The following is an 11,739-nucleotide window of genomic DNA, read 5'->3' on the forward strand; positions in this document are numbered from 1 at the left end:
CACTTTTTCACTCCGTTGGCCTCCCTAGATGCTCCAATAATAGTAGTATACCGAAGGTCTAGTGAAGGTGATATAATGTGTTCATTTTTAATGAGCAAAAAGTGTTAACTTTAGTTTAGCGTTCACAAGCACATCCCATGTAAGTTTTTCCGTTTCCTGATGCGCCTTTTATAATAATATTGTGCTTCTCCTGAATATATCTACCAGTTGATAATCTTAGAATTTGCGTTTTATCCAGCTTCCGATCTGCAAAATATTCTACATTTTCTATACATGCCTGGCTCTCTCTGAACTCGGCACTTTTGATGAGGCGGTCAAGCTTGGCATTTTTTCTACGCCCCCACTCAATGTCAACAAGCATTGCGAATCGATCCTCAAACGATAAGTCCTGATACTCGGGGTTTTTCAATTGATCCATATATCTTTCAGCCATCGCTGTCATTCTCATATCATTTAGTTTGGATAAAGTGTTTTCAGTGGTCATTATTTCTTACCTCCATAATAGTCAGCACCTCTTGTAAAACCGTAAGGGTTGGGCTTCACTTCTTTTCTAGTACTATCCTTTTCAATAGTGACTGGGAGTTTATCTTGTCCATTTTTAAGAATAGTTTTGATACTTGTAAGAGTAGGTCTAGTTGTATACAATAGAGCGCGCTCACAAGCTTTTTCTACACGCTCTACTGAATGTTGATCTGCCAACTTAATGAGTCCCAAACAGGATTTTAGTGCCTGTTTTTCAACACGATAAGAAGCGAGGATACTATTAATGGTGGTTAATATATTAGGACCAGCTTTTTCTCCCCATTGGCGTACATAGGAAGTGTCAAAATCAATATATTGTTTATGTTCTTTTGGCATGTGCTCAGGTAGTGTCTCGAATTGACCCAGTTTTCCTTTCATCTTTTTGTGCGAAGCGATCCGTAAGCCTTTATAAAACACTTCTACAATACTTCTAGTGACACGAATATCGACCACGTACTTTACATAATCGTAAGGAACAGAATAAAACATTTTATCTACTTCTATGTGATAATCATATTGTACGGTCGCAATTTGCCAAGTTGCGATTTCGTATGATGAAGCAGGCAACGGTGTTAACGCGAAGTGCTCTTCTTCTAGAAATGCCGTATGTCTGCTTCCCTGTTTCTTTTGAAATGGTTTATTATTAAATTCCACTAGCTTATCTTTAACCGCATCATTTAACTCTTTTAAACTGAAAAACTCTTGGTTCCGTAGTGAAGCAATAATCCACGTTGAAATGTGCCCTACTGTACTTTCAGCACTAGCTTTATCCTTCGGATGGCGTACTCGCGCGGGCACAATAGTTGTGTGATAGTGCTCGGCCATCTCCTGATAGCCTTTATGAATAATAGGTTCATATTTTGATGCTTTTACTACACCTGTTTTGAGGTTATCCGGTACAATGACCCTTGGAACGCCTCGGTAAAACTGAAATGCGTGAATGTGAGCTGAAATCCATGACTCTGCATTCATTGACAAGAACCCTTCCACGTAGGCATATTGACTGCACGGTAGGGCAGAAACGAAAATATACACTGGTATATTTTCACCAGTAAGTTGATCTTTTATTGCCATTGTTTTGCCGGCCCAATCCACTTCTAGTAATTCACCTGGTTTTCGTTTAATACGCATTGTAGCTTTTGTTTTTCTAGCATAATCATGGTAAACTCTGCAGAACTGACGATAGCTATATGGAATCTCCTCGTTTGATCGACAGCTGAGGGAATATTCCTCCCACAAAAGTGTTAAATTAACGCCCGGTTTCGCTAATTCTTTATGAATATATTCACAGTCTGGCTTTCTTCTAAAATCAAAGGAAGCATGTTTCTCCGGAAACAATAATTCCTGTAAGTCCTGGTCAGTTACCCCTTCATCCAATGGCCACCTGGTATTACGTTCTTCAGACCTTTTCACCACTTCCCGAATTGTTGTCCTAGAGTTTGAAGTGCTTGACGCAATTCCTCTCTGACTAATTCCCTGAGCGTGCAGCCTCAGGATTTCCCGATACTTAATCACAAAAAAAACCTCCTGTATAACTGATTTACACCGTAAGGTGCATTTCAATTATATAGAAGGGTGGTCCTTTGCATGGCAGAGGTGGTACAAAAACTTGTCATAGATGGGCTAAAAACATGGCAAGAGTGGTACATTTCATTGGCTATATTCATATTCTCTTATCCTTGCAGTCGGTCAATGTAAACCAGCCCTCCACGATGCAAGAAACCTCATACGAAATTCGGAAACGAGTGGAAACAGCACGCCTGCGCCAGGTTGACAGGTATCAACAAGAAGTATCCAATGCGAATGTTCCGTTTGAACCCTTGGTGGAAACGAGTACCTTGACATCGGAACAGAAAAAGACACTTACCCATGTTTCTTCTAAACAAAACTGGAGCAATCGTGTCCAGATTAAAATGATCAGACTCGCAAGGACCATTTCTGATTTAGCAGGAGAGGAAAGAATAGCTGATCAAGCCATTTGGGAAGCGATGACCTTAAGACGCTGGGGGCAGAATAAACAAACGGTGATTGCGAGGGAGACATAATGCCCTATAAGAAAAGAGTGAACTCCTGGTCACAGTGACGCCCCGAAAGATCTTGTTTCACAGAGGTGTTTCACGAGAATGTTTTAGTTGTCTTGATGTGTGTTAATTGTTGGACTGGGGAATGTTGAATGATGGTTAATTGATTATTAATTACGGCCAATGAAATGTACCACCAATGACATTCTATTTACCACTATTGCCTTCTGTATAATTAGTGAGCACACCTTCGGGTGTGTCATTATTATTCAGGAGGTATTTTTGTATGATTCATTATGGAAAGATATTGGAATTGCACTATGAGGGTATTAGCCTTAGAGGTATTGCCTCAAATACTGGTCATTCTCGTCAAAAAGTAACAGAGATTATCGGCCTTGCAGAAAAAAGGGGTTAGCCTGTCCTTTAGAGGAAGAAATGACAGATAAATGGATTGAGGAATTTCTTTTTCCTGAAAAGACATTGGAGGCATCGGTCGACACCCTTTGAATTTAACTCCTGGTCACAGTGACGCCCCGAATAATCATATTTCACAGGAATGTTCACGGAGGTTGTGTCTGATTTGTAAAAGAAGAAGTGCGACGGTTGGGTTGTTGTGCTTCTTTTTTAAAAAATTTAATCGTATAGGTAGGGATTAGTAATATTTTGTATAATATTGGAATTGTAGATTATTTCTTTCAGTCTGTTAGTTGTTCTGAACATTGGGGTCAGACCCCCGACCTGATGGCAGATATGGGGACGAGCTGATTGAATCCAGTGACTATTTTTTGGAAGTCAGCCGCTATATTCATCGAAATCCGTTGGAAGCAAAAATGGTCACTCTCTGTGAAGGCTACCCCTAGAGCAGTTATTCTTCTTATATTACACCTTCTGATAACCCTCACGTTGATCCTACCAAAACGTATTCCTTCTTTCTTGAACCGGTTCATATCTGTTGCCAATCCTACGTGGAAAATAAACTTGAAAAGCGGGGGAGTCTCTCTGACAAGTAAAGTGACAAGCATTAGTTTGAAAAGCTTGGCTATAAAGTAAGTGTAGAAGTGAGAACCATGCAGGGATCGGAATCATTCGTCATTGTCGGCTTACCCGATGCCTCGGTGAAAGAGTCTAAAGAAAGAGTGACGGCTGCCTTGCACGGGATGGGATATACTCTTGTAAATCAGAAAGTCATCATTAACTTGTCTCCATCCGAATTGAAAAAGACCGGACCTCTCTATGATTTACCTATGGCACTTGGAGTTCTCTTGAGTATGAAGGAAATTACTGTGCGGAGCCCCGATACCACCGCTTTTCTAGGAGCTTTATCCTTGGATGGTGGTGTCAGAGCCGTTGAAGGTATGCTTCCGGCAGTACTCACTGCGAAGAAAGTGGGGGTGGACAAGATCTATATGCCATTTGACGAAGAATTTCCTTACTTGAAATTGAAGGCCTGCATATCGTTTGTGTCGCCTCATTGGATGAATGTGAACGCTTGTTTAATGTATCGATATTTTAAGTGGGGACATTACTTAAAAAGAAATCGTTTACATATAAACCTTTGTCAAATGGAGATAAAGAGATCTTCTTTGGTAAATCCAATACACTCGTAAACTAAGTAATGAACAGTTTAAAGAACAATTTACGAATTTGCTTGATACATTTAAAGAGCAAACAGTCACAGTCGGGGCATCAAGAACAAATCCTCCCAAAGATAATCTTGTGGAATGGCTGATGAATAATGTTACAAAAACATCTATAGCATCTTACATTGTATCCCGATACTGCTTATGGAAGGTCATGCTAGGCTAGTGATGGAACCGTCCCAGCCTTTAATGATGGAAGGGGAATATGTCGGATTTGAAGGTTCTAACAAGAAGAGAGAGTCGATTACTTATAGCAAATGGAGAAAAGACAACATCGGTTCATCATGTTATTTAATGAAATAGATGATTGCAATGGAGGTGCCCAGGCAAGGTAGTAAGAAAGCAAATAGTTGAAGAACTTTTAACAGGTTTATGCTCGATATCCATGAAGAGGGAACACGATAAAATGGTTGGAACAACTTGTTTATCTAAATAGTTTTAAAAATTTCCCTAGTTCACCAAGTTGAGGTATGTTGAAGGACTTGAGAAATAATCCTAAAGACACCAAAATAAACAGGATAGAAACTGAAGCTATTAAATTTCTATATTCTATCTTCATTAAGTAATTCCCACCTTTTCATTTTTATCCCTTTTTATATTCTAATAGTACCATTAAAATACATTATTTTGAATATCTCCTTTAACAGAAAAACTTTTTCTTTACTGCATATAATTTTAAAAAAAGGAGAGACACCCCAGAAGTTTCATTAAGGGAAATCTTTCCTTGATAGGGTTATAATTAGTATTGAAAAGAATTAATAGTATTCATATTCACTCAAGTTGCATTTCTAAATCTTATATACTATGTGTGATTCATTACACGTTTGTATTTGGTCCATCTTTCGCTGGGTCCACACTATGTGCTGGGGGTAGGTGTTCGTCTGATGCCTTTGTAACATTATTTTCTGTTAACAATGGACTAAGAAGAAAAAGTGTACTGAGAACAATTAACAATTTTTGGCTTAATTTCATTTTAAATACCTCCTTTACCTTTGAGTATATTATACTAGAACTTTTCAAGTGTTTTTTTCTGCAAAATATCGAGGCAGAGTAAAATACACTATAGAAATCAAATGTTTATATTGATTTTTGTCTAACATTATAAAGATATTAATATTTAGTATTTAGCATCATTAAGGGAGGAGATTGTATTAAAGATAATCTAGTAAATAGAATCGGTTCTAGTTTAAAGGATCTTCGCAAGCATCAAAAAATTTCTCAAAAGAAGTTAGCAGAAAACATATGTGCTCAATCTTATATTAGTATGATTGAAAAAGGAGAAATTTCTCCCGCAGCACATATCTTGTATTCCATTTCATTAAAATTGGGCGTGGATATTAGTTATTTTTTTGATGCTTATGATAATAATATGTACTCAAATATGACTGAGTTTGTTTTCCAAGTAAGAAATGCTACAGAAAGAAATAATTTTGAAGAAGTAAAATCTTTATTGAACAGTCAAAGAGAAAATCCATATTTTAAAACTGATAAAATGACTAACTTTTTCAAGTATCACTTCGCACTATGTAATTATTACCTTAATAATGATAAAGAAGGAGCACTAAAAAGGTTACAAGAAACACTCACTCAAAGTTCTCAAAATTCAGAAGTGTTTCTTCAGGAGGACTTTAACGCATTACTTTCCATCGCGGTAATTTATACTCAAGAAAAAGAATGGGTGGATGCAAGTTTTTATTATAATCAGGTGGAAAATTTATTTAAAAAAAGACCTAGGTTAACTGAACCTAGGCAAGGAATAAGGTTTTACTATAATTATTGTAGGTACCTATATAGTGTAAAAAAATATTCAGAGGTGAGCTTAAATGCAAATAAGGGAATACGCCTTTGTGTCGAGTTAAAAACGTATTATCTTCATGGAGAATTATATTATTACAAAGGATTATCGTGTTTTAAGGAAAAACATGAACAAGATGGAATAGAGGCTTTAAAAAATGCAAAATTAATTTTTACATTTTCTGATCAACAAAACCATAAAAAATTAGTTGAACAAGTTTTATTTGAGCACATATAAGGATGCATAATATAGTTATTTCTTTTTTATAACATAAGAACCAATGGACAGTATAATTAACATAACAAAAAATAGATTATATATGTATGAATATTCTATTGCTCTGTTAAAATAATTTAGAATTAATGTACCTAAGAATATGGTAAATATCGTAGCTAATAGTAAAATAGATACAAAATTTTTAAATGTATGCCTCGTTTTTACATTATCTTCAAATATTTGATTGTTATTTTCCTTCTTATTATTAATAATGGTCACAAGTATATTAATGAAAAAGATAGGTATTAGACCAATTAAGACAAGAGTCCATTCATTTTGTATAGTTGTTCCATTTAGTAATAAGACAGCAAAAACACCTAAGGCTGCACCTAGAGTAGAATATATAGTTCCTTTCATACTTTTTCCTCCTCTAAAAAATTGTTTTACTTGAAAATCTAAGTTAAATCCGTTTTTCTTCATGAAATATTGCATATTCGAATTTTATTAGTCCACTATCTGTATTATAGCTTTAACTATTTTCCTTACAATATAATATTTAGATATACATGTAAATAAAGCAAAAAAAATAAGTCCTATTATTTTAGACTTTATGTGTTATTCTCCTTTTTTTATTGTTTATATTAAAGATCTTTTGCTTAAAAAATTTTAACCAAAGGCAAGAATTTTCCTGCCTTTGGTTATTGTTATTAATAGAAAGAAACCAAGTTTCCGGTTGAAGTAAGGTACATTACCTCACCTACAGTTGTATCAATAATTTCAGAATTATTTCTATAACTAGTTTGATGTTCATTAGTAACTGGTCTATAAACATATTTACCATAATAACTACTATAATATTCAAATAAATGTGTACGGGTATATCTAGTAGGCATATTAGTGGCTAAAACCATACCGGCAACCGCTGTAGAAAAAGAGGTGACTACTGCTTTAGGAATAGTTTTGATGTCTTTGTAACCTACTCCGACAGCTGCTCCCACTACAGTACCAATTGATGCAGCGATTGTAGTTTTTATTACAGTCGAAGAGCTATTACTAAATGAATTATCCTTATAGCCTAAACTATCCCACCCGTTACCAGGATTTGGAACGAAAGTTGGGAATACAACATCTTCAGAATCTTTCTTTTTTACTTTCCCTTCAGAGTAAAGGTCTAGGAACTCCTGGATAGCCTCATCTGATTCTTTTCCAGAGAAATATACATCAATATTTTTCCCGTTTAATTTCTTTTTACTCTTTTGATAATTTACTTCTTGCAGTTGTCCATCGTCATTAGATGCTGCTGATATACTTGGAGCGATAATTCCAAAAGATAAAACGCCTACAGTGATAACACTCAATATTTTCTTAAACAAATACTTTTCCTCCCCAAATTTAATTAGCTTGCAAGCAAATATAGAATATCATTTATTTCTAAAAAAATACAAATATGTAATTATATTAAATTATGACTAATTTTAGTAAAAAAATGTTCAAATAGACTTATTTCATCTAAGATCGACAATTGATATCAAGATATTGATATTTCAAAAACAATTGATTTGAAGAGATCAAAAAGTACAGAGCTAAAACAAAAGATTGAGTTTCTATGCTTATGCAACAATCTAGACTTCAAGTGTTTTTGATAACTTAGATTTGAGCCACTTTTACTCATGGTCACAGTGACGCCCCGAAAAATCTTGTTTCACAGAGGTGTTTCACGAGAGTGTTTTGGTTGTTTTGATGTGTGTTAAGTGTTGGTGTGGGGAATGTTGAATGGTGGTTAGGAAGTTTAGTCTAGGGAGTAGTTACCTGGAAAATATGATATGTACATCTATTTAGATTGTGTAATAATAAAGTCATAGTTCTAACTAATCTAAGTATGGGTGATGTTGATGAATAGGTGTGGTCGTTGTCAGGATAGAGAGGCTACAATCTTACTAACAAATGATTGGCAGGAGAGGTTATGCGTAAGTTGTCATAATGAAATGATCTCTGAGGAAGTAGGGGTTATGCTAGAGACAATACCGGCTGGGATAGTTGTTTACGATTATAATGGAACTAGAAGAAACTTTATGCTTCAACAGCGCCTTTATCCAAATGGCATATTTCTACAGGCTGCTGAGGATTTAGAATATGGCTACCAGTTTGCTGTGCATGGTGAATTGGAGTGTGATCAAACGGAGTTATTAGAGAAACTCATGAATTTTGGGGTCAGACCCCCACCAAGCTAAAGTGCACAGCGTCAGTGTGTTAAAGTGATGGGTGAGGGGTTTTGGGTTTTGTTGGCTTGTTTATTTGATTACAAAATTGTTGACAAGTAGATTTTATCTGGATAGTATTAACTATAGAACATATGTTCTTTTTTGTGAGGAGGAGAGAAATGTCCAGAAAACTCCGGATATGGTATCCGGGTGCAACGTATCATATTACAGCAAGAGGGAATAAACGCGGTGCTTTGTTTTATGACGACTGTGATTATCTTACCTACTTGCTTATCCTCGAAGATGTCCGCTTCATGTATCCCTTTATTTTACACTCCTATTGTTTAATGACCAACCACATTCATCTCCAAATTGAAACGATCGATCATCATATTCAATACATTATGAAAACACTTCACTCTCGTTATGCCGTCTATCTGAATCGCCGGATGAAGACGGTGGGACACCAGTTTCAAGGAAGATATGGTGATGAGCTGATTGAAACAAGTGACTATTTTATGGAAGTCAGTCGCTATATCCATAGAAATCCTTTAGAAGCAAAAATGGTCACACGCTGTGAAGATTACCCCTGGAGCAGTTATTCATCCTATATTATACCTACACATAACAACCACATCGACCCAACCAAAACCTATTCCTTTTTTCTGGAACCTGTTCATGTCAGTTACCAATCCTATGTGGAAAATAAAATTGAAAAATGGGGGATCATCCATGACGAGTAAAGTGACAAGTATTGGTTTAAAAGGCCTAGAAGGCTATAAAGTAAACGTAGAAGTGAGGACCATGCAGGGAACGGAGGCATTCGTCATTGTTGGTTTGCCTGATGCCTCTGTGAAAGAATCCAAGGAGAGAGTAACAGCTGCCCTTCATGGGATGGGTTATACCCTTGTAAATCAGAAAGTCATCATTAACTTATCCCCATCAGAATTGAAAAAGACTGGCCCCCTTTATGATTTATCGATGGCTCTAGGAGTTCTTTTAAGCATGAAGGAAATCACGGTAAGATGTCCGGAGTCCACCGCCTTCCTGGGTGCATTGTCATTGGATGGTGGTGTAAGAGCTGTTGAAGGTATGCTTCCAGCTGTACTCGCGGCAAAGAAAGTGGGGGTGGATAAGATTTATATGCCGTTTGATGAAGAACTCCCATCACTTGAAATAGAGGGAGTGGACATTTTTTATGTCTCCTCTTTAGATGAGGTCCTTCAGCATCTCTCAGGACAGAATATTCTCCCCTTTTTGCCTCAGCATCGAAAAGAGCAGCAGGATCTATCCACTTATATTGATTTCAGCCAGGTTATCGGACATGAATATGCCAAGAGAGCACTGGAGGTAGCAGCGGCCGGCGAGCATCACTTATTTATGACTGGTCCACCTGGTTGTGGTAAGAGTATGCTGGCGGAAAGTTTCCCCTCGATTCTTCCAAGGCTCACTAAAGACGCTCAGCTTGAGGTGATGAGTTTATATCAAATGAGCACAAGTATGAGCCGTTATTCTTCTCAAGCACCCTTCAGGCATCCCCATCATTCTTCCTCGGGTGTTTCCATCATTGGGGGAGGACAATACCCAAAACCTGGTGAAATTTCATTAGCCCATCGAGGTGTACTCTTCCTGGATGAAATTGCCGAGTTCACCAAGAAGACGTTGGATATGTTAAGACAACCTCTTGAAAGCGGGGATATAACCATATCCAGAGCCCATTCCACCGTGACCTACCCGGCATCCTTTATCCTGATAGGTGCCATGAATCCTTGTCCTTGTGGGTATCTTGGTTCCCTCACTCATTATTGCACCTGTACCCAAAGGCAAATCATCGCTTATCAAAATAGATTGTCAGGACCGATCCGGGACCGGTTTGACCTCTTTCTTCATCTTTCTCCTGTCAATCTGAAAGAACATGAACGAAGTGAACAGGAATCTTCCGGAGCTGTTCAACAACGGGTCAAGGAGGCAAAAAGATGGCAATATGAACGATACAATGAGGAGGTTTGTAACGGGAGGGTCGATTATCAGAGGTTAATGAAGAAAAGTCCAGATCTTGAAGAACATCTTTCTTTCATACACAAACTATCTTCCAAGCAGCACTGGAGTAACCGAATGCAAATTAAGGTTGTTCGACTTGCCAGAACGATTGCAGATTTGGATCAATCAGAAAAGGTAACTGAACAGCACATTTGGGAAGCGGTTAAGCTGCATAGACGTCCACATAGTGAGAAAAACAACGCTACCCGTATTATTGGTGAATCTTTACCTTGAAGACATAATGTAAAGAGGTGGACTAAACATATGCCAACGATCAGCAAATTTGGAGGTATTTCCATATACTTATATTATAATGATCATGATCCTCCTCATTTTCATGTTATTTATTCTGGTTTTATGACAAGAATAGAAATAATGACGGGTGAATATATAAGAAGTGATGCTCCTTTACCACCAAGTAAAGAGAAGGATGTCATGAAATGGCTTGATATTCATAAAGATGATATGATAAACGCGTGGGATGCGTGCAGGTGTAAAATGGCACCTCGCAAGATACCACCCCTATACTAGGAGGTGTTTCGATGATTCTTATAGATAAAGCCGTTACAGTCCCGGGAATGGATGGGTGGCTTCTTATTGATTTTACAGATGGATCGAAAAGGTTCGTAGATATCAAACCTCATATGGAAGGAATTCTTGAAAAACTTAAAGATCCTGAATTCTTCAATAAAGTATATGTTGAAGATGAGTTGAAAACCATTACTTGGCCTGGAGAGTTGGATTTGGATCCTGATCAGTTACACAGGGAAGGAATCGACCTGATAGAAATAAAAAAAATCATTGAAGTAGCAAAAAATACAAATTTATTGGAAAGAGCTTGATTACGAAGCGAGGGTACACATCCCTGGCTTTTTTGTTTTTGGTAAGTAAGTCTAATAAACATTATATCCTTATCATCACGTATATAGTTTTAAAATACTCCACGCATGATGAAGTGGAGTATTTTTAATAGATTCATTTATTTTCTATGAAATACTCTTTAGGACTAACCGATAGGAAGCACGGGGATGACTCTCGTGCTTCTTTCTATTTTAGGAAGCATTAGAACTGTCCCTCTGTACAGCTACATGTACGGCACTCTTTAACAAATGTAAGCCTGCAATAGACCATAGTTATAAAACATAGTGTATCCAGCAGTAATGGAATACATCTCCAGTATAGGAGCAAGTGATGGGCAGTGGTTTAAAACTTATGACGCAGTAAACCGGCTTGTTCAGGATCACTGAACCATTGATATCCCCAAATGGTTCAATCATTTTAAATGATATTGGGGTCAGACCCCC

General features: G+C 37.1%; 13 protein-coding genes and 1 pseudogene. 10 read left to right on the forward strand and 4 right to left on the reverse strand.

Annotated elements, in window-relative coordinates; translation table 11 throughout:
- Positions 1-115: 115 nt before the first annotated feature.
- Both FGG79_RS19645 and istA read right to left on the reverse strand, forming a co-directional pair.
- Positions 116-484, reverse strand: a complete 369-nt coding sequence (locus FGG79_RS19645) for an ATP-binding protein (RefSeq protein WP_138781493.1) — start codon at positions 482-484, stop codon at positions 116-118.
- Positions 484-2,037, reverse strand: a complete 1,554-nt coding sequence (gene istA / locus FGG79_RS19650; protein ID WP_138781495.1) for an IS21 family transposase — start codon at positions 2,035-2,037, stop codon at positions 484-486. The genes FGG79_RS19645 and istA overlap by 1 nt, the downstream gene beginning before the upstream one ends.
- Positions 2,038-2,153: 116 nt before the next feature.
- Here istA and FGG79_RS19655 point away from each other — a divergent pair, with 116 nt between their 5' ends.
- The 4 genes from FGG79_RS19655 to FGG79_RS19670 all read left to right on the forward strand — a co-directional run bounded on the left by FGG79_RS19655 (position 2,154) and on the right by FGG79_RS19670 (position 6,215).
- Entirely contained in the window at positions 2,154-2,567 is a 414-nt protein-coding gene (locus FGG79_RS19655; RefSeq protein WP_240794339.1) for a magnesium chelatase subunit ChlI family protein, read from the forward strand.
- Between the two features lie 262 nt (positions 2,568-2,829).
- Positions 2,830-2,958 carry a hypothetical protein gene (locus tag FGG79_RS22335; RefSeq protein WP_276607986.1) on the forward strand — a complete coding sequence of 43 codons (129 nt, stop codon included), beginning with the start codon at positions 2,830-2,832 and terminating at the stop codon, positions 2,956-2,958.
- A 643-nt stretch (positions 2,959-3,601) separates the two neighbouring features.
- Positions 3,602-4,150 (forward strand): magnesium chelatase domain-containing protein, encoded by a 549-nt coding sequence (locus tag FGG79_RS19665; protein ID WP_276607987.1) that lies wholly within the window; start codon positions 3,602-3,604, stop codon positions 4,148-4,150.
- 1,207 nt (positions 4,151-5,357) lie between these two features.
- Positions 5,358-6,215, forward strand: coding sequence for a helix-turn-helix domain-containing protein (locus tag FGG79_RS19670; RefSeq protein ID WP_276607990.1), 858 nt, complete (start codon positions 5,358-5,360; stop codon positions 6,213-6,215).
- 15 nt (positions 6,216-6,230) lie between these two features.
- Here the strand turns inward: FGG79_RS19670 and FGG79_RS19675 are convergent, their stop codons facing one another.
- On the reverse strand, positions 6,231-6,611 hold the full coding sequence (locus FGG79_RS19675; protein WP_138781501.1) for a hypothetical protein: 381 nt from the start codon (positions 6,609-6,611) through the stop codon (positions 6,231-6,233).
- Between the two features lie 290 nt (positions 6,612-6,901).
- A complete protein-coding gene (locus tag FGG79_RS19680) occupies positions 6,902-7,567 on the reverse strand; it encodes a hypothetical protein (protein ID WP_138781502.1) in 666 nt (221 codons plus the stop codon).
- A 519-nt stretch (positions 7,568-8,086) separates the two neighbouring features.
- Between FGG79_RS19680 and FGG79_RS22465 the strand changes: the two are divergent.
- The 6 genes and pseudogenes from FGG79_RS22465 to FGG79_RS19705 form a co-directional block, all read left to right on the forward strand.
- Positions 8,087-8,191, forward strand: a pseudogene (locus FGG79_RS22465) (DUF7685 domain-containing protein); the annotation flags it as partial.
- A gap of 12 nt (positions 8,192-8,203) precedes the next feature.
- The gene (locus tag FGG79_RS19685) at positions 8,204-8,425 is read left to right on the forward strand and encodes a DUF7686 domain-containing protein (RefSeq protein ID WP_138781504.1); all 222 of its coding nucleotides are present in this window, start codon (positions 8,204-8,206) and stop codon (positions 8,423-8,425) included.
- A gap of 149 nt (positions 8,426-8,574) precedes the next feature.
- Positions 8,575-9,138, forward strand: a complete 564-nt coding sequence (locus FGG79_RS19690) for a transposase (protein ID WP_138781506.1) — start codon at positions 8,575-8,577, stop codon at positions 9,136-9,138.
- Positions 9,128-10,669: a YifB family Mg chelatase-like AAA ATPase gene (locus FGG79_RS19695; RefSeq protein WP_138781507.1), complete on the forward strand. Its 1,542-nt coding sequence runs from the start codon at positions 9,128-9,130 to the stop codon at positions 10,667-10,669. The genes FGG79_RS19690 and FGG79_RS19695 overlap by 11 nt, the downstream gene beginning before the upstream one ends.
- A gap of 30 nt (positions 10,670-10,699) precedes the next feature.
- Positions 10,700-10,966, forward strand: a complete 267-nt coding sequence (locus FGG79_RS22470) for a DUF4160 domain-containing protein (RefSeq protein WP_138781509.1) — start codon at positions 10,700-10,702, stop codon at positions 10,964-10,966.
- 11 nt (positions 10,967-10,977) lie between these two features.
- A complete protein-coding gene (locus FGG79_RS19705) occupies positions 10,978-11,277 on the forward strand; it encodes a DUF2442 domain-containing protein (RefSeq protein WP_138781511.1) in 300 nt (99 codons plus the stop codon).
- The last annotated feature ends 462 nt before the right edge of the window (positions 11,278-11,739 follow it).

Source organism: Bacillus sp. BHET2, from assembly GCF_005938125.1.
Lineage (GTDB): Bacteria > Bacillota > Bacilli > Bacillales > Bacillaceae_B > Rossellomorea.